The sequence below is a fragment of the Ruegeria sp. CF2 genome (assembly GCF_056537385.1).
Window position 1 is genome coordinate 910,880 of record NZ_JBQFRL010000001.1, and the last position, 25,310, is coordinate 936,189.

At 61.4% G+C, this 25,310-nt stretch carries 23 protein-coding genes; 6 read left to right on the plus strand and 17 right to left on the minus strand.

Going from position 1 to position 25,310, the window contains the following annotated elements; translation table 11 throughout:
* Nucleotides 1–20 precede the first annotated feature (20 nt).
* The 4 genes from ACR0IR_RS04435 to ACR0IR_RS04450 are packed head-to-tail and all read right to left on the minus strand — an operon-like array spanning nt 21 to nt 3,787.
* A complete protein-coding gene (locus tag ACR0IR_RS04435) occupies nt 21–641 on the minus strand; it encodes an ImuA family protein (RefSeq protein ID WP_170363633.1) in 621 nt (206 codons plus the stop codon).
* Nucleotides 642–692: 51 nt separating this feature from the next.
* Nucleotides 693–1,274: a retropepsin-like aspartic protease family protein gene (locus ACR0IR_RS04440; RefSeq protein ID WP_093961849.1), complete on the minus strand. Its 582-nt coding sequence runs from the start codon at nt 1,272–1,274 to the stop codon at nt 693–695.
* Between the two features lie 42 nt (nt 1,275–1,316).
* Nucleotides 1,317–1,937, minus strand: coding sequence for a MarC family protein (locus tag ACR0IR_RS04445; protein ID WP_093961850.1), 621 nt, complete (start codon nt 1,935–1,937; stop codon nt 1,317–1,319).
* On the minus strand, nt 1,934–3,787 hold the full coding sequence (locus ACR0IR_RS04450; protein ID WP_170363632.1) for an ABC-F family ATP-binding cassette domain-containing protein: 1,854 nt from the start codon (nt 3,785–3,787) through the stop codon (nt 1,934–1,936). The genes ACR0IR_RS04445 and ACR0IR_RS04450 overlap by 4 nt, the downstream gene beginning before the upstream one ends.
* A 106-nt stretch (nt 3,788–3,893) precedes the next feature.
* Between ACR0IR_RS04450 and ACR0IR_RS04455 the strand changes: the two genes are divergently transcribed.
* Nucleotides 3,894–5,096 (plus strand): multidrug effflux MFS transporter, encoded by a 1,203-nt coding sequence (locus tag ACR0IR_RS04455; RefSeq protein WP_170363631.1) that lies wholly within the window; start codon nt 3,894–3,896, stop codon nt 5,094–5,096.
* 119 nt (nt 5,097–5,215) lie between these two features.
* Entirely contained in the window at nt 5,216–5,638 is a 423-nt protein-coding gene (gene ndk / locus ACR0IR_RS04460) for a nucleoside-diphosphate kinase (RefSeq protein ID WP_027237357.1), read from the plus strand.
* A gap of 60 nt (nt 5,639–5,698) precedes the next feature.
* Here ndk and ACR0IR_RS04465 read toward each other — a convergent pair whose 3' ends face one another.
* Nucleotides 5,699–6,046 (minus strand): TfoX/Sxy family protein, encoded by a 348-nt coding sequence (locus ACR0IR_RS04465; protein ID WP_170363630.1) that lies wholly within the window; start codon nt 6,044–6,046, stop codon nt 5,699–5,701.
* A gap of 142 nt (nt 6,047–6,188) precedes the next feature.
* Between ACR0IR_RS04465 and ACR0IR_RS04470 the strand changes: the two genes are divergently transcribed.
* Nucleotides 6,189–7,367, plus strand: coding sequence for a cytochrome P450 (locus ACR0IR_RS04470; RefSeq protein WP_170363875.1), 1,179 nt, complete (start codon nt 6,189–6,191; stop codon nt 7,365–7,367).
* A gap of 25 nt (nt 7,368–7,392) precedes the next feature.
* Here the strand turns inward: ACR0IR_RS04470 and ACR0IR_RS04475 are convergent, their stop codons facing one another.
* The 9 genes from ACR0IR_RS04475 to ACR0IR_RS04515 all read right to left on the minus strand — a co-directional run bounded on the left by ACR0IR_RS04475 (nt 7,393) and on the right by ACR0IR_RS04515 (nt 18,928).
* Nucleotides 7,393–8,718 carry a sensor histidine kinase gene (locus ACR0IR_RS04475; protein WP_367647656.1) on the minus strand — a complete coding sequence of 442 codons (1,326 nt, stop codon included), beginning with the start codon at nt 8,716–8,718 and terminating at the stop codon, nt 7,393–7,395.
* Nucleotides 8,719–8,755: 37 nt separating this feature from the next.
* Nucleotides 8,756–9,436, minus strand: coding sequence for a response regulator transcription factor (locus ACR0IR_RS04480; RefSeq protein WP_093961855.1), 681 nt, complete (start codon nt 9,434–9,436; stop codon nt 8,756–8,758).
* Between the two features lie 165 nt (nt 9,437–9,601).
* A complete protein-coding gene (locus tag ACR0IR_RS04485) occupies nt 9,602–11,038 on the minus strand; it encodes a DegQ family serine endoprotease (protein WP_170363628.1) in 1,437 nt (478 codons plus the stop codon).
* A gap of 744 nt (nt 11,039–11,782) precedes the next feature.
* Complete coding sequence (locus tag ACR0IR_RS04490; RefSeq protein ID WP_170363627.1) at nt 11,783–12,388, minus strand: nucleotidyltransferase family protein; 606 nt, start codon at nt 12,386–12,388, stop codon at nt 11,783–11,785.
* Between the two features lie 32 nt (nt 12,389–12,420).
* Entirely contained in the window at nt 12,421–14,838 is a 2,418-nt protein-coding gene (locus tag ACR0IR_RS04495; protein WP_170363626.1) for a GcvT family protein, read from the minus strand.
* A gap of 94 nt (nt 14,839–14,932) precedes the next feature.
* Nucleotides 14,933–16,240 carry an HlyC/CorC family transporter gene (locus ACR0IR_RS04500; RefSeq protein ID WP_170339536.1) on the minus strand — a complete coding sequence of 436 codons (1,308 nt, stop codon included), beginning with the start codon at nt 16,238–16,240 and terminating at the stop codon, nt 14,933–14,935.
* A 69-nt stretch (nt 16,241–16,309) separates the two neighbouring features.
* Nucleotides 16,310–17,260: a site-specific tyrosine recombinase XerD gene (locus ACR0IR_RS04505; RefSeq protein WP_170357594.1), complete on the minus strand. Its 951-nt coding sequence runs from the start codon at nt 17,258–17,260 to the stop codon at nt 16,310–16,312.
* A 2-nt stretch (nt 17,261–17,262) separates the two neighbouring features.
* Complete coding sequence (locus ACR0IR_RS04510) at nt 17,263–18,789, minus strand: hypothetical protein (RefSeq protein ID WP_480778978.1); 1,527 nt, start codon at nt 18,787–18,789, stop codon at nt 17,263–17,265.
* Complete coding sequence (locus tag ACR0IR_RS04515; RefSeq protein WP_170338962.1) at nt 18,779–18,928, minus strand: hypothetical protein; 150 nt, start codon at nt 18,926–18,928, stop codon at nt 18,779–18,781. Before ACR0IR_RS04515 ends, ACR0IR_RS04510 begins: the two co-directional genes overlap by 11 nt.
* 79 nt (nt 18,929–19,007) lie before the next feature.
* On the opposite strand from ACR0IR_RS04515, the gene ACR0IR_RS04520 reads away from it, so the two are divergent.
* Complete coding sequence (locus tag ACR0IR_RS04520) at nt 19,008–19,595, plus strand: shikimate kinase (RefSeq protein WP_170363624.1); 588 nt, start codon at nt 19,008–19,010, stop codon at nt 19,593–19,595.
* Entirely contained in the window at nt 19,596–20,708 is a 1,113-nt protein-coding gene (gene aroB, locus ACR0IR_RS04525) for a 3-dehydroquinate synthase (RefSeq protein WP_170363623.1), read from the plus strand. It abuts the gene before it with no gap.
* Nucleotides 20,709–20,717: 9 nt separating this feature from the next.
* Here the strand turns inward: aroB and ACR0IR_RS04530 are convergent, their stop codons facing one another.
* Together ACR0IR_RS04530 and ssb are read right to left on the minus strand one after the other, a co-directional pair.
* A complete protein-coding gene (locus tag ACR0IR_RS04530; protein ID WP_170363622.1) occupies nt 20,718–21,788 on the minus strand; it encodes a site-2 protease family protein in 1,071 nt (356 codons plus the stop codon).
* Nucleotides 21,789–21,806: 18 nt separating this feature from the next.
* Nucleotides 21,807–22,304, minus strand: a complete 498-nt coding sequence (gene ssb / locus ACR0IR_RS04535) for a single-stranded DNA-binding protein (RefSeq protein WP_170338954.1) — start codon at nt 22,302–22,304, stop codon at nt 21,807–21,809.
* Nucleotides 22,305–22,508: 204 nt separating this feature from the next.
* On the opposite strand from ssb, the gene ACR0IR_RS04540 reads away from it, so the two are divergent.
* Nucleotides 22,509–23,087 (plus strand): lytic transglycosylase domain-containing protein, encoded by a 579-nt coding sequence (locus ACR0IR_RS04540; RefSeq protein ID WP_093961864.1) that lies wholly within the window; start codon nt 22,509–22,511, stop codon nt 23,085–23,087.
* A 52-nt stretch (nt 23,088–23,139) separates the two neighbouring features.
* Here ACR0IR_RS04540 and ACR0IR_RS04545 read toward each other — a convergent pair whose 3' ends face one another.
* A complete protein-coding gene (locus ACR0IR_RS04545; protein WP_093961865.1) occupies nt 23,140–25,227 on the minus strand; it encodes a dipeptide ABC transporter ATP-binding protein in 2,088 nt (695 codons plus the stop codon).
* Nucleotides 25,228–25,310 lie beyond the last annotated feature (83 nt).

Here is a 25,310-nt window from a genome sequence, read left to right on the forward strand (position 1 = left end):
CGTGATCCATGCCCGGTCGGTCAGGCGCAGGTTTCCTCGGCGCCGATCCGTTGCAGGTGCAGCCCGGTGCGCGGCGCGGTCTGGGTGGCGTGCCAGCTGACCGGGGGCAGGGCGCGGGCGCGGCGGCGGGTCAGGGTCCAGCGGCGGGTCTGGCCCGTGTGCGCCGGGGCCATGTGCCAGCGCGTCTCGATGCCCTGCGCGCCGCCGTCGCCCGGGGTCAGCAGCAGCCCCAGCGGGGCCTGACCCATCGTGCCCCCCTGTTCGGCGGCCAGATGCATCCGGCGCACCGGCGTCAGGCCCGGTGCCCCCGGCAGGTCGCCGATCACCAGCGGAACCGCCCCGCTGCGCAGCGCCTCTTCGATGCACCACAGCAGGTCCTCGGCCCGGGTGGGGCGGACGAACAGGAACCGGGCAGGATCGGCAAAGGGCATCATGCCGTCGGGGTTCAGCTGATCGGCCTCCCACGCGGGCGAGATCCACAGAACCGGCCCCTGCGCCTGACCGGCCAGCCACATGGCAAAGCTGCGCCGCGCGGGGCCGCAGGCCTCGTGCACGCGGGCCAGTTGCAGCGAAATCTCATCATGCAGGGTCAGCCCCGGCGCCGCGCGCGCCGGTTTGCGGCCAAGAAGATGCGTGGACATGGCCGAATGCTAGCATGTTCGCACTTTGTTCTCAATGCCGAAAGCCGCCGTTCAGCGCGACAGGATCATCCGGCCGTCAGAAAACTGGATGTTGGAAAAACGGTGCAGGTAATCCATGCCCAGCAGGGACTGGTCAAGATCTCCTCCGTTGATCCATGCCGGAACATTTCGGTCTGTGATGGGCCCCAACGCCAGACTGTCGAGGCGCACAGGCGCAGTCTGGACCACCCCATTTGCGGTCGAGGCACGCCCGTGAAAGGTCAGCTGATCGGTATCGAACCCGACGCGCTCCGCATCCTGCGGGCTCAGCACGATCTGACTGGCTCCGGTATCAACCAGGAAAGTCACCGGTTTGCCATTCACCAGCATCGGCAAGTAATAATGTCCGTCGAACGAGCGGGGCACTTCGATCACATCTCCGGTCACGGACATCTGCGGAGATACGCCAACGGTCGAGCGGATATCGCCCCAAAGGCCGACAACGGCAATGATCCCGATGAAGATGAAGACCCAGGCCATGGCCATCTGCAGGGTCTTGCCCAACGACTGCCGATTGTGAGTGAAGAACCACATCAGCAGTGCGGCTCCCAGCAGAACCAGATAGGCCAACCGTCCAAAATCGTTACCATCCATGCGGGCACCCGAAACCTTCTTTCATAAGGTCAATATGGGGCTTCAGGACGCGAACCCAAAGGCCTTGAGCCCGTCAAGAATGAACTGAACCGACAGCGCGGCCAGCAACATGCCCAGAAGGCGGGTCAGCACGGTCAGGCCGGTCTTGCCCAGAATGCGCGCGATCAGGCCGCTGGACAGGAAGAACAGCAATACAACCGCCATCACGGCAAGCATCACGCCGACAGCGGCAGCGATGCCCTGAATGCCGGGGTGCTCACCGGCCAGAAGGATGATCGTTGCGATCGATCCGGGACCGGCCACCAGAGGAATGGCCAGCGGAAAGACCGAGGGGTCAGGGTGCTCTTCCTCTTCCGCACGGTCCTCGCGCCGCTTGTTGCGCCGCTCGAACAGCATGTCGAGCGCGGTCAGAAACAGCAATGCGCCGCCAGCGACCTTGAAGGCCTCCATCGAGATGCCGACAAAGCCGAGAACCGCCTCTCCGAAAGCAGCGAAGGCGATAAGGATGCCCGAAGCGGTCAGGCACGTGCGATAGGCGACGCGGCGACGGGTGGCCGGGTCCATTCCTTGTGTCAGCGCGACGAAGATCGGTGCGGTGCCAAAGGGATCGATCACAACGAACAGGGTTGTGAACGCGGTTATGAAGAATGCCATTTCGATCATGCGGCGGCCTCTGCGCTTTCCAGCCGCTCGGCGGCGGCGACCCACAGCGCCTCGGCGCGGGACATGGCCTCGACCACCTCGGCGAATTTTCGGTTCCAGGTTTCCAGATCAGCGATCCGGTCATCTTCGTACAAGGCCGGGTCGGACAATTTGGCCGAGAGCTTTTCGTGCATGTCCGTCAATTTCTCCAGCCGTTCCTCGCATTTCCTCAGGTCAGCTCGCAGCGCCAGTATGGTGTCGCGAGAGGCACGTTTGGGTTTGGCGGCCGGTTTTTCCCGCGCCGGCGGCTTGTCGCGGGCCAGCAGCATCTGGCGATAGGCTTCCAGGTCGCCGTCAAAGGGTTTGACCGTGCCGTCCGAGACCAACCACAGCCGATCGGCCACCAGCCCCAGCAGGTGCATGTCGTGGCTGACCAGAACCACCGCGCCGGAATAGGCGGTCAGCGCCTCGACCAGGGCCTCGCGGCTTTCGATGTCCAGATGGTTGGTCGGCTCGTCGAGGATCAGCATGTGCGGCGCTTCGATCGTGGCGATCAGTAGCGACAGGCGCGCTTTCTGGCCGCCTGAAAGCCGGCCCACCTCGGTTTCGGCTTGATCCGCGCCCAGCCCGAACCCGGCCAGACGCGCGCGCAGCTGGGCCGGGGTCTCGGTCGGGCGCAGGCGCCGCAGGTGATCAAGCGGTGTCTCGTCCACATGCAACTCATCCACCTGATGCTGGGCGAAATACCCGATGCGCAGCTTGCCGCTGCGGGTCATCTTGCCGGCCATCAGGGGCAACCGGTCCGACAGCAGCTTGGACAGGGTCGATTTTCCCTGACCGTTCTTCCCCAACAGCGCGATCCGGTCGTCCTGATCGATGCGCAGGTTCAGACGGCGCAGCACCTCGGTGTCGCCATAGCCGGTGACGCCGCCCTCAATCTGAATGATCGGGGGCGACAGTTCCTCGGGCTCGGGGAACGAGAAGGCGCGCAAGGCGGCCTCCTGCGGGGTCGAGATCAACTGGATCCGTTCGATCATCTTCAGCCGCGATTGTGCCTGAACGGCCTTGGACGCCTTGTAGCGGAACCGGTCAACGAAGCTTTGCAGATGGGCGATGCGGGCCTTGGCCTTGGCGTTTTCGGCCTCGGCCTGGGCCAGACGTTCGGCGCGACGTTCGGCGAACTTGTCATAAGGGACCGCGTAATAGGTCAGCTGGCGGTCTTCCAGATGCAGGATCGAGCCGACCGCCCGGTTCAGCAGGCCCCGGTCGTGGCTGATGACGATGACCGTATGCGGATATTTCGCCAGATAGCTTTCCAGCCACAGCGCGCCTTCAAGGTCCAGATAGTTGGTCGGTTCGTCCAGCAGCAGCAGGTCGGGCTGTGAGAAAAGAACCGCCGCCAGAGCGACCCGCATCCGCCAGCCACCCGAGAAATCGGAACAGGGCCGCTGCTGATCTGCATCGTCAAAGCCCAACCCCTTGAGGATCGTGGCCGCGCGGGCCTCGGCCGACCAGGCGTCGATATCGGCCAGCCGGGTCTGAATCTCGGCAATCCGGTCGGGGTCGGTGGCCTGCTGCGCCTCGGCCATCAGGGCGCTGCGCTCGGTATCGGCGGCGAGGACCGTGTCGATCAGCGACACATTGGACGAGGGTACCTCTTGTGACACGCCGCCGATCCGCGCGCGGCGGGGCAGGGTGATGCTGCCCGATTCCAGCGCCAACTCGCCCCGGATCAGGCGGAACAGAGTGGTCTTGCCGGTGCCGTTGCGGCCGACCAGACCCACCTTGTGGCCTTCGGGAATGGTCGCGCTGGCGCCCTCGAACAGAGGGCGGCCTTCGACCGAATAGGTGATGTTTTCGATCCGTAGCATGGGCCGCTCTTAGCAGAGCGATACTGGCACCGCCAGACGCAAGCCATGTGCAAACCACATGCGCTGTGCTAGCGCTTTTGCAGATGAACGAAATTCGGATGTTGAGATGCGGGCGGCACAAACTCCACCCTCTTTGGTGCCCCTTGTTCTGGCGACCGGTCTGTCCGTGCTGTCGTTGAACATGTTCCTTCCGTCGCTTGCGAACATGGCGGTCGATTTTCGGGCGGATTATGCGCTGGTGAACCTGTCAATCGCGGCCTATCTGGCCGTGTCCGCCGTGCTGCAACTGATCCTTGGGCCAATGTCCGACCGGTTCGGGCGCAGGCCGGTTCTTTTGACCTGCATGGCGGTCTTTGTAACGGCGTCACTTGGCTGTGTTCTGGCGGAGTCGATCTGGACCTTTCTGGGGTTCCGTCTGATGCAGGCCGCCGTGGTTGGGGGCTCGGTGCTGTCTGCCGCGTCGATCCGCGACCAGTTTCCGCCCAACGAGGCCGCGAGCAAGCTGGGATATGTCGCCATGGCAATGGCTTTGGCGCCGATGCTGGGCCCGATGCTGGGCGGCACTTTGGACATGCTGTTCGGGTGGCGGGCCGGGTTCGTCTTTTACACGGTTGCAGGGGCGGCGCTGCTGACGCTGCTCTGGGCGGATATGGGCGAGACCAACCACAACCGGTCCGCCACTTTCGCCGCACAGATACGCGAATACCCGCACCTGTTCCGTGCCCGGCGGTTCTGGGGCTATGCGTTGTGCGCGGCATTCTCGATCGGGGGGTTCTACAGTTTCATCACCGGAGCGCCCCTGGTGGCCGCCGCCTGGTTCGATCTGAGCCCCGCGACACTGGGCCTGGGGATCGGGATCATCACCGGCGGTTTCATGGTCGGCAATTTCGTGACCGGTCGGATCGCCGCGCGGACTCGGCTGACGACGATGATTCTGGCCGGACGCATCATCGCCTCGGTTGGGCCGTTCTGCGGGCTGTTGCTGTTTCTAGGGGGGATGGGGTCGGTCTGGGTGTTTTTTGGATCAGCCATCTTTGTTGGTTTTGGAAACGGTTTGACGAACGCCAACGCGTCTGCGGGCGTCATGTCGGTTCGACCGCAACTGGCCGGCAGCGCGGCGGGCCTGTCGGGCGCTTTGATCGTCGCGCTCGGTGCGGTCATCACTTCAATCACCGGAGCCGCGGTCAGCCCTGAAAACGGCCCGTATCTGGTTCTGTCGATGATGGCAGGCAGCAGCTTTCTGGGCCTTTTGGCCGTTCTGTATGTCCGTTGGGTGGATGCACGGGACCCGCTTCCCGACGCAATCTGACGCCCAAAGGCGCGATCGCGCCATCATTCCACTTTTCACGGGCGAAATACCGTGTTAGGCGGCGCGCGATGAATTTCGCGCGGCCCAGCCCGCGCCGTCAGACCAAGGAGAGGCCCGATATGGCACTGGAACGCACTTTTTCGATCATCAAGCCCGATGCAACCCGCCGCAACCTGACCGGCAAGATCAACGCCAAGTTCGAGGAAGCCGGCCTGCGCATCGTCGCGCAGAAGCGCATCCACATGACCAAGGAACAAGCCGGCAAGTTCTACGAAGTTCATGCCGAGCGTCCGTTCTATGACGAACTGTGCGAGTTCATGTCGTCGGCACCGGTTGTCGTTCAGGTTCTGGAGGGCGAAAACGCCATCGCCAAGAACCGCGAAGTCATGGGTGCAACCAACCCCGCCGATGCGGCACCGGGCACCATCCGCGCCGAGTTCGCCGAGTCCGTCGGTGAGAACTCGGTTCACGGCTCGGACGCGCCGGAAACCGCAGCGGTTGAGATCGCATATTTCTTCTCGGGCATCGAACTGGTCGGCTAAGCCGCACCACGATACCTGTCGAGATTGCCGCGTCCGATTTCGGGCGCGGTTTTTTGTTGATCAGACGGATTTCAGATCGTCGGGGCCGACACGTATACCGATGGCATCCAGATCCGCGATGATGCGGGACGCCGGAGCCCGGTTCGTTGATGATTTCAAAGCATCGAACCTTGCGCGCAAGGCTTTCTTTTCTTCGCCTTTGCAATCGTTCCAGGGGCGGCCTTGCAAGCCCATGACCAACACGTAATAGCCGATGAAATGGGGCCGGGTTCCGGCCTGTATCAGCCGGGCATAAGCTGCATCGGCACCAAGCTCGCGCAACTCTTCGGCCGAGTGGATGCCCGCACGGGCACAGGCCTCTTCGAAAGCAGGTCCAAGGTTGCGGATGGAAGACACAGGTTTGGGCATGTTTCTTTCTTAGCTTTGCCGGGGCGTGCTGTCACTGCCCGCGGGAACGTTGTGCGACGATTTCCGTTGCGCTAGGCATTGAGCGACGGGTCCGTGCAGGAGGGGGAAGGAATTGACAAGCGACATCAGCAATCTGGACCTGATGAACCCGCCTGAGGGCTTCATCGACAATCCCTTCCCGTTTTATGATGCGCTGCTGTCTTCGACGCCGGTTCTGGCGCAGCCCGATGGCTCGGTTCTATTGTCGCGGCACGCTGATCTGGACCGGATCTATCGGGACACGACCCTGTACTCGTCCGACAAAAAGGCCGTGTTCGGACCAAAGTTCGGTCCGGGATCACCATTGTTCGAGCATCACACCACCTCGCTTGTGTTCTCGGATCCGCCATTGCACACGCGGGTTCGCAAAATCATGACTTCGGCCCTGACCCCGCGCGCCATCGCCCGGATGGAGCCCGGTTTGATCCAGACCGTCGATCGTTTGCTAGATCGTCTGGAAGACAAGCGGCAAGTGGATCTGATCGAAGACTATGCCGCCACCATCCCGATCCAGATCATCGGAAACCTTCTGGACGTACCGGTGGACGAGCGCGAACCGCTGCGCGACTGGTCACTCGCCATTCTTGGGGCGCTCGAACCGGCATTAACTACCAAGCAACTCGAAGACGGCCACGCGGCCGTTCGGGACTTCAAGGAGTATCTGGCCGATCTGGTGGCCCGGCGCAGGGCCACGCCCGGCGACCCCGAAACCGACGTCCTGACGCGGTTGATCCGCGGTGAAGGGGCCGACGAAAAGTTGAGTGAAATCGAGTTGCTTCAGAATTGCATCTTCATTCTGAATGCGGGTCATGAGACCACGACGAACCTGATCGGAAACGGGTTGGCCTTGCTGCATGACCACCCGGAGCAGCGTCAGCGGCTTATGGATGATCCAAGCCTGATCAATACGGCGGTCGAAGAGGTTTTGCGGTTCCGTTCACCCAACCAGTTCGGCAACCGGGAAACGACGGCTGACATCGTGATTGACGGGTGTCCGATTGCCAAGGGCACCAACCTTCATCTGTGTATCGGCGCTGCAAACAGGGATCCGGCCGTGTTCCCAGACCCGGGTTTGTTCGACATTTCGCGCAAACCGAACCGTCACCTTGCCTTTGCCGGTGGGCCGCACGTTTGCGCAGGTCTTACACTTGCGCGCCTTGAAGGGCGGGTCGCCCTGTCGCGGTTCGTGACACGGTTCCCAGATTTCCAACTGTCCGATGAACGTGTCAGAGGTGGGCGTATGCGGTTCCGCGGATATGCTTCCTTGCCCGCGTCCCTTTGATCGACAAAAGGGGTGGGGCGTTAACCTAGGGTTTTTGCGCCAGCTTCAGAACTGCCTTCAGCCCGGGATCCGCATTCTGGGCACTGAAGCCCCCGCCATGCATGCGGGTGATGGCCGCCACCAAAGCCAGTCCGAGGCCTGAGTTTCGGTCCGACCGCGCGGGATCGAGCGTGACGAAGGGCAGTTGAAGCTGCGACAGCATCTCGGCCGGCACGCCCGGGCCGCGGTCGCGGACACTCAGCAGGGCAAACGGGCCGTCTTCGCGCAGTTCGATGGAAATTGCAGTTCCTTCAGGAGCATAGCGCATGGCGTTTTCCAGAAGGTTCGACAGGGCCTGCGACAGCAAAGGGCGGTGCCCCATGATCGGAGCTGCCCGACCCGTGACCTCGAGGCGCACATCCTTGTCGGCCGCGACCGGTTCGTACAACTCCACGGCATCGTTGACCAAGCGCTCAAGGTCCACAGGTTCAAACTGCTCCCGCCCCAGCCCGGCCTCGGCGCGTGAGATCTCGGTCAGCTGCCCGAGAACCCGCAACACGTGATCGATTTCGGCCGTTGCCCGGGCGATGTCGACCTCACGATCCAGGTCGCTTTTGCCTGGCTCGGCCAAGGCGACCACCCGCTGCTTCAACCGGGACAGAGGTGACCGCAGATCATGCGCGATCGAATTTGACGTGGTGCGCAAGTTGCTAACCAACTCTTCGATCCGGTCCAGCATGTTGTTCAATGTGCCTGCCATCTGGTCGAACTCGTCGCCGGTGCCACGCTGTGGCATTCGTTGGGACAGGTCGCCGGACACGATGGTTTCTGCGGTGTCGGCGATATCCTTCAGCCGCGAAAACACCAGACGGGTCAAAAGCCAACCGGTCAGAATGCTCAGCGCAAGGGCCGCGCCCAGGGCCAGCGCCACCGAATGAAACAGCACCCGGTCGAACTGCTGACGGGCGAGGGCGTCGCGGCCCACCAACAGCCGTTCGCCGCCGGGCAGCAAGATCGATGCGGCGGAGATCGGGACCAGCTGATCCGTCTCGGTTCTGCGCAGTTCCAGATCCACCCACCCACTGCCAGCGGCGATGCCTTCGGGCCATCGCTTGAGGTTGCCGGCCAAGGTTTTTCCCGAGCGGTCAGCCAACAGATAAAGCGCATCACGCTCGGACGCGGTCGGAAGCCGGCGTTCGATGGCCACCATCAGGCCGACTAGCCCCAGGCGTTCGTACTCGTCCGCCAGCCCGGTCAGTTCGGCGGACACGACAGATCGGGTTTCGCCTTCGATCGTGCGGTTGGCGGTGATATAGACCAGCAACAATACGGCCGCGGTCAGCAGAGTACTGAGCACCATGCTCGCCAGCACCAACCGTGTCCTGGAGTCCTTGAACGACAAGGGCGACTTAACCATCAGAAACCATGTAACCGGCCCCGCGCACGGTTTCGATCAGTGGTGGTTCACCACCTTCATCCAATTGCCGACGCAGTTTGGAAATGTGAACGTCGACGACGTTTGTGTTCGGGTCGAAATGATAGTCCCAGACACCTTCGAGAAGCATCGTCCTCGACACCACCCGGTTTTTCCGCCGAAGGAAGAATTCCAGAATCTGGAACTCTCTGGGCGTCAGGGTGATCTCGCGACCGTTGCGCGTGACCTTTCGGGTCAGCAGATCCATTTCAAGGTCGCGGCACTTGAGAGTCGGGGTTTCCTCGGATTCCTGAGGTCGGCGCAACAGAGCTTCGATCCGGGCATGAAGTTCCTGAAATGAGAAGGGCTTGACCAGATAGTCGTCGGCGCCCGCATGCAGCCCTTTCACCCGCTCGTCCACGGCGCTCATGGCTGTCAGCATCAGAACCGGTGTCTTGACCCCGGCGGCGCGCATCGACTTGATCAGGGCCAGCCCGTCCAGCCCGGGCAGCATCCTGTCCAGAACGACCGCGTCAAATCCGCCGTCGGTCGCGTGGTACAAACCTTCGCGGCCGTCTTCGGCACATTCGACGACATAACCTTCCTCGCCAAATCCCTTGGCGATGAAGTCCCGCGTGTCTTCATCATCCTCAACGATCAACAGACGTCTGCTCATGGTCGGATTTCCTTTCACTCAGGATATAATCACGTATGGACAGGTAAAAAAACTGCCGGGTGCGAAATCCGCACCCGGCAATCCCGACAGCACGTGGACAAATCGTGTCCGTCAGGAGATGCGCGCACCGGATATCCCCATCATGCGGTGCGCGCGGGACGCAGGTCAGGCGATCTCGACGGCGACGAAGATCTGATTGCCGCCGCGGTTGATCAGCATCAGCGCCGGATCGGTCTTCTGATCTTCGAGCGCGGATTTGAGCGCCTCGGGTGTTTCCACATCCTGGTTGCCCAGCTTCACGATCACGTCGCCCTGCCGCAGACCGGCCTTAGCCGCCGGGCTGTCCGGCTTGAGCGAAGTCACGACCACACCGTGCACGTTCTCGGGAACTCCGATCTGCGCACGAGTCGCTTCGGACAGCGGTGCTACGGTGACACCCAGCGTCTTGCCCGCCACGGCGTCATCGGTCGTTTCCGCGTTTGCCGCCATTTGGGCCGAATGCTGCCCGATCGTGACGTTCAGGGTCTCTTCCTTGCCATTGCGCAGGACGGTGACCTTGCTGTCGGTTCCGACGGCTGTGGTGCCAACAAGCACCGGCAGTTCACTGCTCGAGTCGACCTGTTCGCCATTGAAGGCGATGATCACGTCGCCCTGTTGCAGCACGCCTTGAGCGGGGCTGTCCGGCAGAACCTCGGACACCAGTGCGCCGACAGTGCCATCGACACCCATCGCTGCTGCCAGCTCGGGGCTGATGTTCTGGATCGAGACACCCAGCCAGCCACGGCTGACCTGGCCATCGTCACGCAGGTCCGCAGCGATGTGTTCGACGATGTTCGAAGTCACGGCAAAGCCCAGTCCGACCGAACCGCCACTGGGCGAATAGATGGCCGAGTTCACCCCGACGACTTCGCCGTCCATGTTGAACAGGGGACCGCCCGAGTTGCCTTTGTTGATGGCCGCATCGGTCTGAATGAATTCAGCGTAGGGGCCTTCCGAGATATTGCGTCCCTTGGCGGACACGATGCCGGTCGTGACGGTCGAACTCAGGCCGAACGGGTTGCCGATGGCGACCACGTCTTCACCCACGCGGATGTCGTCGCTATCCCCCAGCGGGACCGGCTGAAGCGCCTCATCCGCGTCGATCTTGAGCAGCGCGATATCGGTCAGGGGATCGGTCCCCACAACTTCAGCCTCGTACGAGCGATCGTCGTTCAGGCGCACGGTGATCTTGCTGGCTTTGTCGACGACGTGGTGGTTGGTGATGATATAACCATCTTCATCCAGTACGAACCCGGACCCGAGGCCCTGACTGGGGCCACGGCGCGGGGCGTCAAAGCCTTCGGGAATCCCGAAACGTTTGAAGAACTCACCAAAAGGCTGGCCTTCGAAGTCAAACTCCTGGCCGCTCGCTGGCGACGGGGCCGCGTCAATCGAGGCAATGACGGTTACCACGGACGGTGAAACGGTCTCGACCAGATCCGCCAGGGCTTCGTCGGCCTGCGACGGAATGGCGGTCGCGGCCAGCAACGCCGCGCTCAGCGCGGTGGCGCCAAACAGCCCTGAGGTGCGAGGAAGAATAAGGGGGGATTTGCGGATGCTCATGTTGACTAGGTCTCCTTGGTTCGGCGCTTGTTGATGTGCGCTTTGCAGGGAACATGAGCCGCCAGTCTTTGCGTTTTCTGACTGATCAATTAATAAATCTTAATTTTGCCACATTGCAGGCGTCTGGTAGCGCTCGCAATCCCGGGAATCGGCCGTGGGAGTTGCCGGTCGAATCGGTGGATTGTTGCCGAAATGAGGGTCAAATTCGCAAAAGCATTGAATTGAATCAAATTTGTTAACAGTCCGGCGGCGGTTTTTGACCGAATTTTTGGGGACACTCACAGGTTGCGCCACCGCCCTTTCAGAAGGTGGTATTTTTCTAATAGGTCTTTGCAAAAATGTCATTTTGATCGTTTAGCGCTAAAAAATTCTTGTCGTAGGTCAGCAATGGTAAAGCGCACGAACAACCTTGGGTAGATTTTCGTGACGCGCGTTGTTGCGGAAATACCATCACGAATCCGGCAAAATTAACCGATTCAACCAATTTTACGTTGTTTGCACTGAACTTATCGGTGACGATGAACGTGCCCAAGTGAAAGGGGGGCCTGACAGCATCAAGGGGGTGCTTGAAGGCAGATCTCAGTCACCGGAAGCGCTGAGCGGCATGTTAACGAGGGGGTCTTGTTTCGGTTCGGCAGCACATTGGTCCGATGTCTTGACGACATCCGGGCCGCGTTTTCGGGATTGGTGAAAGTGGTAGTCCTGTTTTGGGCAACCGGCCCGGTCGTTCTCGACCGGGCCGCGTTACGTTTGGGATCTTTGCTTTTTGCGCCATTCGGCCCACGCTTGGGGCGTATCCAGATCCAGAATAGCGTTCTGACCCGGCAAAGGCTGCAGGTGCACCTGGTCCAGATGCGCGCGTACGATGGCTTGTGCGCCGCCATCTCCGCTCAAATGCGCCAGATCAGCAAGGAGACTTCGGTCGAAGATCACAGGATGGCCTGGTACGCCGTTCGACGACGCTCCGCGCCAGATCAGCTTGTCAGGATGTTCGGTGACCGACCGGAGGACCGCGCGCAGATCGTCTGATGTCAGCTCTGGCAGATCGGCCAGCAGGATCATCGCTGCCCGGACTGATACCGGCAGCTGCGCGACCGCTCTGCGCAAACTGGCATTCATGCCTTCATCCGCATCGGGAACGGAAACAACCTCCAAGTCCATCCCGCTCAGGGCGGTGTATCGCGGGTGAGGCGCCGGCGGCAGGGCGACGATGACCGGCCCGACAGCTCGTGCGTTTTCGGCCGAGCGCCGGATCAGTGGTTGACCGTCGACAATTTGCATCAGTTTGTCCACTCCGCCCATACGGCGAGAGCTACCGGCGGCCAGCAAGATGACAGGGATATCCTCCATGCCGGCCACCTTGCCGCCAACCGGAACGGCTGTCACCCCCGCATACGCGCACCGTCAGGGTCAAATAGTGGACTGGTCAGTACGCGCGCCTTGCGCATCTGGCCCAGGATTTCAATGTCGACCGCCAAGCCGTCGGCCGCCAGTCCCGTTGGCAGGAAGCCCATGGCAACTGATTTCTGTGCGAAATGCGAGTACCCGCCGGATGTACAAAACCCAACCACTGCGCCGTCATGCCAGATGGGTTCGTAGGCGTTCACATCTGCGTCCTCGGCTTCGACCTCAAAAGCCACAAGCTTGCGGGCTGTTCCTTCATCCCGCTCGGCCTCGGCGACAGCGCGCCCGATGAAATCGACGTTCTTGGAGAACGAGATGAAGCGGTCCAGCCCGGTTTCAGCGGCTGTGTAGTCGGGTGAGAACTCGCGCATCCACGAGCCGAAGAACTTGTCGAGCCGCAGGTTCATCATCGCGCGCATGCCGAAGGGGGTGATGCCGTGCGGTTGCCCGGCCTGCCACAGCGTCCACCACAGCTGGCGTTGCGCCATCGGATCGCAGTAGATCTCGAACCCCAGATCGCCGGTATAGCTGACCCGCTGCACGATGCAGTCGGTCATGCCGACGACCATCCGGCGCACGTCCATGAAGCGCATGTCACTGAAATCGGCGCGGGTGCAAGCGGCCAGAACCTCGCGGGCTTTGGGGCCGGCAACCTGGAAGCCGTTGCGTTTGTCGCTGATATTCTCGACGGTTACGCCGTCTTGCTGATGTTGCTGGAACCAGCGCATGTGGAAGTTCTGCGCGCCGTAAGAGGCGGTGAGCTGGAATTCTTCCTCGCCCAGGCAGGACACGGTGAAATCCCCGATCAGCTTGCCCTTGGGCGACAGCATCGGGGTCAGCGACAGGCGACCCGGGGCGGGGATGCGCCCGGCCATGATCCAATCCAGCCAGTCGCGGGCGCGGGGGCCTTTCACGAGGTATTTGCCGAAATTGTGCACCTCGTTGATGCCCACGCCCTTGCGCACGGCGCGCACTTCGCGGCCCGTTGCCCCGAAGGCGTCCGAGCGGCGGAAGGACGGGGTTTCATAGCCCGGCTCGCCCTCTTGCGCGAAATAGTTCGGCACTTCCAGACCATATTGCTGGCCCCAGACGGCGCCCAGATCGCTGAAGATGTCATACATCGGCGTGGTGCGGTTGGGACGGGCGGCGGGCAGTTCCTCGTTGGGGTAGGCGACCGAGAAACGTTTTTGATAGTTCTCGATTACCTTGGGGCGGGTGTAGCCCGGGGTGATCCAGTCGCCGAACCGGGCCACGTCCATGGCGAAGACGTCGCGCTCGGGCTCGCCCTCGATCATCCATTGCGCCAGCGTCAGGCCGACGCCGCCGCCCTGGCTGAACCCGGCCATCACGCCGCAGGCCGACCAGTAGTTGCGCACACCCGGCACCGGCCCGACCAGCGGGTTGCCGTCGGGGGCAAAGGTGAAGGGGCCGTGGATCACCGATTTCACCCCGGCCTCGGCCAGCACCGGGAAGCGGCGATAGGCGAACTCGATCGAGTCGGTGATCTTGTCGAAATCGTCGGGCAGCAGTTCGTGCCCGAACTCCCAGGGCGTTCCGTCCACGGCCCAGGGCTTGCAGGGCTGTTCGTAGAACCCGATGCACAGGCCGCGCCCTTCTTGCCGCAGATAGCTTTCACCGGCCGGGTCCATCACGTGCGGATGCTCGCCGCCCGCGTCGATGATCGCCTCGATTTCGGGGATGGTGTCGGTGACAAGGTATTGATGCTCCATCGGGTGCAGAGGGAAGTAGATGCCCGCCATCGCGCCCACTTCGCGCGCCCAGAGGCCGCCGGCGTTGACGATATGCTCGGCGTGGATGGTGCCCTTGTCGGTGACCACGTCCCAAGTGCCGTCGGGGCGCTGGTTGGTCTCGCGCACCATGCAGTGGGTCTCGATCGTGGCCCCGCCCATCCGTGCGGCCTTGGCATAGGCGTGGGTCGTGCCCGAGGGATCAAGGTGCCCGTCCAGCGGATCATAGAGCGCGCCGATGATGCCGTCGGTGTTGGTGATGGGGGCGATCTTCTTGATCTCGTCGGGGCCCACGATTCCGGTTTCCAGCCCCATGAAGCGATGCTTGGCGCGTTCGGCCAGCAGCATGTCGAACCGGTCCTGGTTGCCGGCCAGCGTGATGCCGCCCACATGGTGCAGCCCACAGGACATGCCGGTGATCTCTTCCAGTTCCTTGTACAGCCTGATGGTATAGCCCTGCAGCGCGGCCATGTTGGTGTCGCCGTTCAGCGTGTGGAACCCGCCCGCCGCGTGCCAGGTCGATCCGCTGGTCAGCTCCGACCGTTCCAGCAGCATCACATCCGACCAGCCCAGCTTGGTCAGGTGATACAGCACCGAACACCCGACAACTCCACCGCCGATCACGGCAACCTGACACGTGGTTTTCATCCGCACCTCCTTGCGTCTGGCCCGAAGGTGCAGGGGTGCCGCGCCGGTATCTGTCACGAAAACGACCGAGTTTGTCGTTTCCGCCGGCCGTCCGTCAGAGCGGCCGCACCTTCAACCAGGTAATCCGGTTGCCCTCGCGTTCGACGACCTCGAACCGGAATCCGTGGAACGAGAACACCTGACCGACGGTCGGAATCATCTGCGCTTCGTGGATGACCAGCCCGGCAATGGTGTTGGCTTCGTCATCGGGCAGGGACCAGTCCATCGCACGGTTCAGGTCGCGGATAGTCATCGAGCCTTCGACCAGATACTGACCGTCTTCGGTTCGCGTAACCGTCACATCTTCGTCCACGTCGAATTCGTCGGCAATCTCGCCGACGATTTCTTCGAGGATGTCCTCGAGCGTGATCAACCCGCGCAGCGAGCCGTATTCATCTACCACCAGCGCAAAATGGCTGTGCATGCGCAGGAATTCCCGCATCTGATCGTCCAGCGTGGTGGTCTCCGGTACGAAATAGGGGTCATTTGCTACCTTGAGGATGTCAAATGACTTCAGTCTTTCCGCCCCGCCATCGCTACCGCCTGCCTTTGCGTACATGGCACGGAACAGATCCTTGGCGTGCACGACGCCCACGATGTTTTCGGGCTGGCCACGGAACACCGGCAGGCGCGTGTGACGGCTTTCGAGGCATTGTTTCAGGATCGATTCAGGGTCTGCGTCCGCGTCGATCATCTCGATATTCGAGCGGTGCAGCATGATTTCCTCTACCGTGCGGTCGCCGAGGTCAAGCGCGCCCAGGATGCGGTCGCGGTCCTCTTTTTCGACGACCCCCTCGGAATGGCCCAGTTGCAGAGCACCGGCGATCTCCTCGCGTACGGCAAGGATGTTGCTGTCGGGGTCGATCTGAACCCCGAACAGGCGCAGTACACCGCGCACCAGCAGGCGAACGGCAGCCACCACCGGCGAAAACACCGTAACGACGACACCGATCACCGGGGCGACCGCTGCTGCGGCTTTTTCGGCATTGGTAATCGCGTAGGTCTTGGGCAGCACCTCAGCAAAGACCAGAACAAGCAGGGTCATGACCAAGGTGGCCAGTGCCACGCCGCTTTCTCCGAAAAGTCGGGTGAACAAAGCCGTGGCCAGCGAGGCTGCAAGGATGTTGACGAGGTTGTTGCCCAGCAGAACCGAGCCGATCAGACGTTCGTTGTCGTCAGTGATCTCCAGCGCCTTTTGCGCGCCGCGCGATCCTTTGTCGGCTTGCGCCCGCAGTTTACCCCGCGAAGACGCCGTCAGCGCTGTTTCAGACCCCGAGAAGAAGCCGGAGAGTACCAGCAGAAGCAGAATTGAGGCCGTAGTCAGCCAGAAGGCGCCATCGAGAAGAGAAGGGTCAGAGTCCATCGGTCCGTTTCAGGTATTGTTGATGCAATGGTTATGGGGGCGCAGATGCGCGCGATCAAGGGTTTGGCCCTAGTCTCGACCGTCATCCTTGGCAAGCGGGTGATGCTGCAACACCAGTTCCGACAGGCGCTCGTCCAGGACATGCGTATAGATTTCTGTCGTCGCGACGTCGGCGTGACCAAGCAGGGTCTGGATCGAACGCAAATCGGCCCCATTGGCCAAAAGATGCGTCGCAAAGGCATGGCGCAGCGTGTGTGGCGTGACTTTGTCAGGAGATACACCACCTTGCACGGCCAGTTCCTTTATCAGTGCAAAGAACCGGTGTCGGGTCAGGTGCCCTGATTTTCCGCGCGAAGGAAACAGGAACCGGGACCGCTGGCCTCCGTTGGCGGCGGCTGCATCTTCGGCTTCGTCCCGGATCGTCAGCCATGCCGCCAAAGCATCGCGCGCAGGCGGTGACAAGGGCACCATGCGCTCCTTTCCACCTTTGCCGAGAACCAGCAGCATGCGTGGGTCGCCCCGGGCGGATGAAACCGGCAGGGAAACAAGTTCGGTCACACGCATCCCGGTCGCATACAGAATTTCCATCAGGCAGGTGTTGCGCACCTTGTCTGCCGTACTGCGCCCTGTTTGCCTGGCGGCCTCAAGCAGGCGGTCGACTTCTGCCACGTCCAGCGTCTTGGGTAGCCTTTTCTGGCGTCCCGGGCCTTTGATCTGGATGGCCGGATTGGTCGAACGCCAGCCTTCTTCAAACGCGAAACGGTACAATTGCTTGATGGCAGAGAGGCGGCGGGCGCGGGTCGCGCGCGAAAGGCCTTGTGCGTCACAGTCAATCAGGTAGGCCTCGATCATATCCTGGTCGGCGGCTTCGAACTCGGCATTTCGCCGACCGAGCCACGCGGCAAAGTCCTTCAAGTCTCGCCCATAGGCCAGCAAAGTGTTGGTTGCCGCCCCAAGTTCTGCGGCCTGCGCCTCGAGAAACGCGGAAATCCACAAGTCTTGTGTCGCCGGAGCGGACACTGTCAGGCCCCCTTCAGAACAAGCAACTGCAAGGCGGCACGGCGCGCCGTGTCTTCCAGGCCGACATGCCGGAACACCGCGATGGCCGCAGTCAGGTCAACCAGATTGCCGCGCGCGCCATGCGCGAACATCTGCATGGCCTCAAGAATTGCCTCACCCAGACGGTTTGCTTCCAACATCGCGCGGATATCGGACGGGATCGGTGCCGACCATGCAAACCCTTCGGCAATGGCGTCAGCCATCGGTGAGGGCGAGTTCGAACGCTCGGGTTGGCCCGATGCCAAAGCAGCCAGAAAGGCATTGGCCTCGGGTCCGTCGGGGGCAGATCGTGCGGCATCCTCGTACAACTCGGACAACAGCAGGATGCGCCAGCGCAGATTCTCGGTGGTCGGGTCGGGCAACTTGATCGGCATCAGGCGCTCGGCGAACAGTTCGGCAAAGGGCACTTCGAGCCCGACCGAACCCATTTCTGCCCAAACTTTCGGCAGGGTCTTGGATATTGCCTCGGGGCTTCCGGTCTCCAGCGCCGTTTCGAAACGCTGAACAGCCGAGACGCGATCCCAGACCGCGCCCGAAGCCGCAGGCGCGCGCTCGGTATAGAGGCCCAGCAGATGGTTCGGCGTAAGCGCGCCGATGCGGGTCAGACGCTCGGCCGCTTCGATCTGGGCCTTCCAACCGGCAACATCGCGCAGGTCGGCATTGGCAAAGGATCGCGGCAACGAGGCGGTCGGAAGTCGCTCGCCGATCGCTTCGAACAGGCGAAACGTCAGCGGGTCAGGGTCTTCGGGCTGCGGCAAATAGGCGGCGCCTTCGAACATCTCTGGGCTTAGGAAGCGATCCAGCAGATCGAGTTGCTCGGGCGGCAGTAATTCGAGCGCATGCGCCGCTTCGAGTGTCAGTGCGGCCGAAGCCCAGTCACCTCTGCGAGCCTTGCAGAAGACCTGCGCGGAATAATCCCGCGACAAATGCGGTTGCGCGATCAGCGCAGTGCAGCTGCGGTCTTCGTCGCCGGTCAATAGAGTTGCGTCAAACCATCGTTTGAACCGCTCAGGCGTATCGGTGGGGCCGGCTAGCTGCACCAAGGATTGCGTCGGATCGGCGGCACCCAGCTGCATCAGACGATCCAGCCGCGCCAGCAGAAGTTGGTCTGGCTCATTGGAATTCGCCGGGGCGCGGGCCTCGGTCAGCAAAAGTGTGAACAACAGCCGCTGCATGGCAGGGTTCGATTTGACCGGCACGCGCGCGATGAGTTCGGCCAGCCGGGCCGGATCGCTGGGCAGCCACAGATCAACCGGCAGACCGGTCGCTGACCCATCCACCAATCCCAACGGCGGCGACAGCGCCTCGAGCGGAGACACCTGGATGTCGGGCTGCAGGCCCGTATCGGTAACCGGCGGCTCGAGCAATACGGTCCCCGGCAACAGGTCAGGGGCCGCCTCCAGCCAGTCGATCGCGGATAGCGGCTGTTCGGTTTGTGCGGCGGCTTGGCCGGTCAGTGCAAGCGCCAGCACGACGGCCCTAGTTGACATCCAGAATTACCGGTTCGCTGATTTCGCTTTGCGGGGCCGAGAAGTCGGCGCCGAAGAATGGGCCAAGATACGCATAGGCCACCAAGCCGATGAAAAGCAGGCAAATTAGGTACAACAGGAATTTGATCAGACGGCCCATGGCTCAACGCTGCCTCAATTTTCGATTTTGGCCAAGTTATAACTGGCATTTTTCCCAAGATCACGTCATTCACAGGGAAATGAGCGAAATTAAGCATAACGTGGCGCCGGCCGGACAACGGCAGGTCTTTGACCTGCACAAAACGGTGGTTCTGGTCGGCATGATGGGCGCTGGCAAGACGGCCGTGGGGCGCGCTCTGGCCGCGCGCCTTGGTGTTCCATTCCTCGACAGTGACAGCGAGATCGAATCGGCTGCCAACATGACCATCCCCGAGATCTTTGAACGGGACGGCGAGCCGTTCTTTCGCACCAAAGAAAGCCAGGTCATCGGCCGTCTGCTGGACGAGAAAAAGGGTATCCTGTCGACCGGCGGTGGCGCTTTTCTGAGCGAAGAAAACCGGACGATGATCTCGGACCGTGGGGTTTCCGTATGGCTGTGCGCGGATCTGGATGTGTTGTGGAACCGGGTGCGCCACAAAGACACGCGACCCTTGCTGCGTACGCCTGATCCGTATGCAACGCTGCGTGACCTGTACGAGGCCCGCGTGCCGTTGTACGCACAGGCTGATCTGGTGGTGAATTCGGACGGCGACACCGCGATCGAGGATATGGTTGACCGGGTTCTGGAAAAGCTGATGACGCGCCCGGATGTATTGGAAGTCAAATAGATGCATCAGACAGTTAACGTTGATCTGGCCGAGCGGTCCTATGACGTGGAAATCGGGCCGGACCTGTTGGCTCAGGCCGGTGCGCGGATCAAACCCATGCTGCACCGTCCGCGTGTAGCGGTTCTGACCGATGAAACCGTGGCCGGTTTGCATTTGGATGCTTTGCGCAGCGGCCTGGCGTCCGCCGGGGTGGAAATGACCGCATTGGCTCTGCCCGCAGGTGAGGCGACCAAAAGCTGGCCGCATTTCGAGCGCGCCGTCGAATGGCTGCTGGCCGAAAAGATCGAACGGCGCGATATCGTCGTAGCCTTCGGCGGTGGAGTAATCGGAGATCTGGGGGGCTTTGCCGCCGCAGTGCTGCGTCGCGGTGTGCGCTTTGTGCAGATCCCAACCTCGCTTCTGGCGCAGGTCGACAGTTCCGTAGGGGGCAAAACCGGTATCAATGCTCCGCAAGGCAAAAACCTGATCGGTGCGTTTCATCAACCTTCGTTGGTTCTGGCTGATACCTCAGTGCTTGGCACGCTGACGGCGCGTGATTTTCTGGCTGGATACGGTGAAGTCGTAAAATATGGCCTTCTGGGGGATGCCAATTTCTTCGAATGGTTGGAGCGCAACGGCCCCGCGCTGTCGGCCGGGGACATGGCGACCCGGGTTCAGGCGGTCACCCGTTCGGTTCAGATGAAGGCCGACATCGTGGCCCGCGACGAGACTGAACAAGGCGACCGGGCGCTGTTGAACCTCGGGCATACGTTCTGCCACGCGCTTGAGGCGGCGACGGGCTATTCCGACCGGCTGCTGCATGGCGAGGGTGTTGGCATTGGCTGTGCCCTGGCGTTCGAACTGTCGGCCCGCATGGGTCTGTGTTCCCAGGAAGACCCAAGCCGCGTCCGCGCTCACCTGAAGGCGATGGGCATGAAGACCGATCTGTCTGATATTCCGGGTGATCTGCCGAGCGCCGAAGATCTGGTCGAGCTTATGGCTCAGGACAAGAAGGTCGTTGACGGCCAGCTGCGTTTCATCCTGGCGCGTGGGATCGGGCAGGCCTTCGTCACGTCGGACGTGCCACGCGATGCCGTTCTGTCCGTTCTGCAGGATGCATTGGCAACGTGCTGATAAGCGGAGTCAGCGGCCCCGTATCACCATCAATTCGCCAATGTTTTCGCGGGTGATGTATCCGACCATCTGACCGGTCTTGGTGCAGACCGCCACGGCCGGTGCGCCACCATGGAGACCATCCAGAACGGCTTCGAGCCCACTGGTCAGGGCCACCCGGGGGATTTGCTCTTCCATGACCGAGGTCGCGGGTTCCGACCGGGGGTGATCGCCAGCTAGCGCGGCAAACAGCCGATTGCGGGTCACAAAGCCCAACAGCTGCCCGTCTGCGCCCAAAACCGGAAACTCGTGCTGCGTTGTCTGGATCACGGCCTGGGCTGCCGTTGCCAACGTGTCTTGGGGGGTAAGTGCGTGGAACTCGGTAATCATCGCGTCGCGAGCCAGCACGCGGCGCGCCACCGAGCGCATTGCTACATCCTGACTTTCGGCATTTGCCGCGATGAAGACGAAAACCGCGATCAGAACCAGGATCGGGTTACCGGTGCTGAGCCCCAGAAACCCGAACCCGACGGCCACGGCCTGGCCCGCAAAGGCCGCGGCCCGTGTGGCCTTGACCCTGTCCATCTTCAGGCAGAGCAGGGCGCGGAACACGCGGCCGCCGTCCATCGGAAACGCGGGGATCAGGTTGAACACCGCGAGGAACAGATTGACGTAGGCCAGCCGGCTCAGCAGGTCGACGCGGGTCGAGTCGATTTGCGCCAGCGTTTCAACCTGCATTCCCGCGCCCAGAAGGACCAGGATGCCCCAGATGACGACGTTGACCGCGGGACCAGCCAATGCAACGGCAACTTCTTGCATCGGCTTTTCCGGCATCCTCTCGAGGCGGGCCAAGCCGCCGATGGGCAGCAGAGTGATGTCAGGAGTTCGAATGCCATACCTGCGGGCCATCAGCGCATGACCGAACTCATGAGCAACCACACAGGCAAACAACGCCAGAACAAAAATGATGTTGTCGATGGCTGCCGGCCACCCTCCGTCAGAGTAGGCGGCAAAGCCGACCCAAGCCAGCAGCAGGAAGAAGGTGACATGGACCCTCAGTTCCGATCCAAGCAATCGGCCGACGGCGAAGGACCATGTCATGACGTGCCTCGCTGGAGATTAGAACGGGATTTCGTCGTCGTCGATGCCGCCTGATGCCGGTGCCGGTGCGCTAGACTGTGCGGCGTAGGGCTCGGAGTATCCGCCGCTGTCCTGTCCGCCTCCGTAACCGCTGCTTTGGCCGCCACCGTATCCGCCGCCCTCGTTGCGACTGTCCAACAGGGTCAGTTCACCACGGTAAGGGCGCAGAACGACTTCGGTGGAATAGCGATCCTGACCGGACTGATCCTGCCACTTGCGCGTTTCCAGTTGGCCTTCGATGTAGACCTTTGACCCTTTGCGCAAATACTGCTCGGCGATGCGGACGAGCGGTTCGGAAAAAATAGCGACTGTGTGCCACTCGGTCCGTTCGCGGCGTTCACCGGTATTGCGGTCTTTCCAGTTCTCTGAGGTCGCGATCCGGAGGTTGCAGACCTTGCCACCGTTCTGAAACGACCGCACTTCGGGATCGCGCCCGAGATTGCCGACCAGAATGACTTTGTTGACTGAACCTGCCATGGATTTCCCCGTTTTTTGACTAGCTTGATGGCGCCCGAATCTGACGCTGAGTTCACCTGAAACCCTATACGTCCTGCGCCCGGGTTGGAACACGGTTGATGCCCGGAATGCCACCCGGAAAATCAGTGTTTCCTTAACCAAGCTTTCATTTCTGCCTGAAATACCTATAATCCGATTGATTGCTGAACGAGCGGGATTGCTTGAATGCGTTGTCTGTTAAGTGGTTTTTCAATTGCATGCCTCGTTCTGGCGTCGACGCCGCTGAGCGCGGATGTCCTGTCGACCAAGAATCGCAAAGATATCTTTTTGAAGCAGGCCAAGATTTTGGACACGCGGGCCGCCAGCCAGTATCGCGACTCTGAACGGCTGAAACCGAAGACGCCGGACGGCAGTTTCAAGAAGCGCTATTCCGGCAAGTACCGTGGTGAATACCTTGCCATGGCGCGCCAGGCAGCGCGCAAGCACAATGTCCCGGAAGAACTGTTCCTGCGTCTGGTTCAACAGGAAAGCGGTTGGAACCCTCACGCCAAGTCGCACAAGGGCGCTTTGGGCCTCGCGCAGCTGATGCCCCAAACTGCCAGGCTGCTGAACGTGAACCCGCATGACCCGAAGCAAAACCTTGAAGGCGGTGCGCGCTATCTCTCGTGGCAATACCGCAAATTCAAGTCTTGGCGCCTCGCGCTGGCAGCTTACAACGCCGGCCCGCAAGCGGTGGAAAAGCATGGTGGCGTGCCGCCCTATGCCGAGACGCAGAATTACGTCAAAGTCATCTGGGGCGGTTGATACTCAAGTCGCAAGAAAAAAACCGGCCCAGGGCCGGTTTTTCTTTGGGCGATCACTCAGCCGCTATTTTGATAACCGGCTCCATCTTCGCCAGTGTTTCGGTGGACAGATGACACTTGACCTGGTGCCCGTCAGCCAGCGTCTGGACCGGCGGAACCTCTTTTTCGCACAATCCGCCCGCAACCTCGGACTTCCACCGGCACCGGGTTTGGAACGGACATCCGGGCGGCGGGTTCATCGCCGAAGGAATGTCGCCCTCAAGGACGATGTGTTTCTTTTCGACCGAGGTATCAGCGATTGGAACCGCGCTCAGCAGCGCCTCGGTATAGGGGTGATAGGGCGGCGAGAATACTTGATCGGTCGTGCCCAGTTCGACCACGTGGCCCAGATACATCACCATGACGCGGTCGCTGAGGTAGCGCACGATCGACAGGTCGTGGCTGATGAACAGCAGTGTCGTCTTGTGTTCGCGCTGGATCTCCATCAACAGATCGGTCACGGCTGCCTGCACCGACACATCCAATGCCGAGACCGGCTCGTCCGCGACGACGATCCGGGCGTCCCCGGCAAAGGCACGGGCTATCCCGACGCGCTGTTTCTGGCCGCCTGACAGTTGGCGCGGCATACGGTCGGCAAACGCGCGCGGAAGCTTCACCAAGTCCAGCAACTCGAGCATCCGTTGCTTGCGTTCGGCCTCCGAGTTTCCGACGCCGAAGATTTCCAGCGCGCGGATGATCTGACGTCCGACTGTCATCGACGGGTTCAGCGTATCGAACGGATTTTGAAAGACCATCTGAACTTCGCCGACGGTCTTGGCATCCCGTTCTTCGATCGGCAAATGCTCGATATTGCGGTTGTCCAGCAGGATCTGCCCGTCGGTCGCCGTCTCCAATCCCATGAGAACCTTGGCAAACGTGGATTTGCCGCAGCCGGACTCGCCAACGATTGCCAATGTTTCCGATTCATGTGCGTCGAAGCTGAGGGTTTCGTTGGCCTTGACCACTTTCTTTTCGCCCCCACCGAACAGAGCGTTTGCGGCCACCTCGTAATATTTCTTGAGGTTGTCCATCTTCAGAACGGTCTTGCCGATCGGCGCTTTTTCTTTTTGCTCGGCAACCGTGATGGGTGCGTTCCAGTCGATTTCCTGGAACTTCAAGCAGCGCGTATGGTGGCGGTCATTGCCGGGGACCGGGAACATCTGAATGTCCTGCGCGTCACAACGCCCTTCCTCGAAATAGTCGCATCGCGGGCCGAAATTGCAGCCGGGTGGGCGTTCGTGCGGCAACGGGAAGTTGCCGGGGATTGCAACCAGCGGGCGCGAATTCTTGTCCGCGCCGGGCAGGGGGATCGAGCGGAACAGCGCTTGGGTATAGGGGTGCTGCATCTCGTCAAAGACATCGTGGATCGAGCCACGTTCGACCGCCTCGCCGGAATACATCACGCACAAGCGGTCACAGGTCTCTAGAACCAGGCCCAGATTGTGCGAAATGAACAGCATCGAGGTGCCGTATTTCTTGCCCAGATCCTTGACCAGTTCCACCACGGCGGCCTCGACGGTCACGTCCAGCGCGGTTGTCGGTTCGTCCAGGATCAGAAGCGACGGCTTGGACATCAGGGCCATCGCGATCACGATGCGCTGTTGCTGGCCACCGGAGAGCTGATGCGGAAAGCTGTTCAGCATCCGCTCGGGGTCCGGCAGGCGCACATCGGTCACCACTTCCAGAGCACGAGCATAGGCCTCCTCTTTGCTGACCCCTTCGTGGATCATCGGCACTTCCATCAGCTGTTTGCCGATCTTCATCGCCGGGTTCAAAGAAGCCATCGGCTCTTGATAGATCATCGCGATCTCATTGCCGCGAATGTCCCGAAGTTCTTCCTTGCTCATCTCGCTAAGGTCGCGGCCCTTGAATTTGATCGAGCCGCCAACGATCCGACCATTTTTGCCAAGATCCTGCATGACACCTAGGGCGACCGTCGACTTGCCGCAGCCGGATTCACCGACCAACCCGACAGCCTCGCCGGGCTGCACACTGACCGAAAAATCCATAACGGCCGGTATTTCCCGCAAGCGGGTAAAGAACGAAATCGAGAGCTTGTCGATTTCGAGGATCGGCCCGTCATAATCCGCCAGTTTGTTCATCTTGCTTGCTCCTCGCCAGCACTCGGGGGATCCCCTTCATCCGGCTAAAAATATCCTGGTGGGGGCCGGGGGCAGTCCCCCGG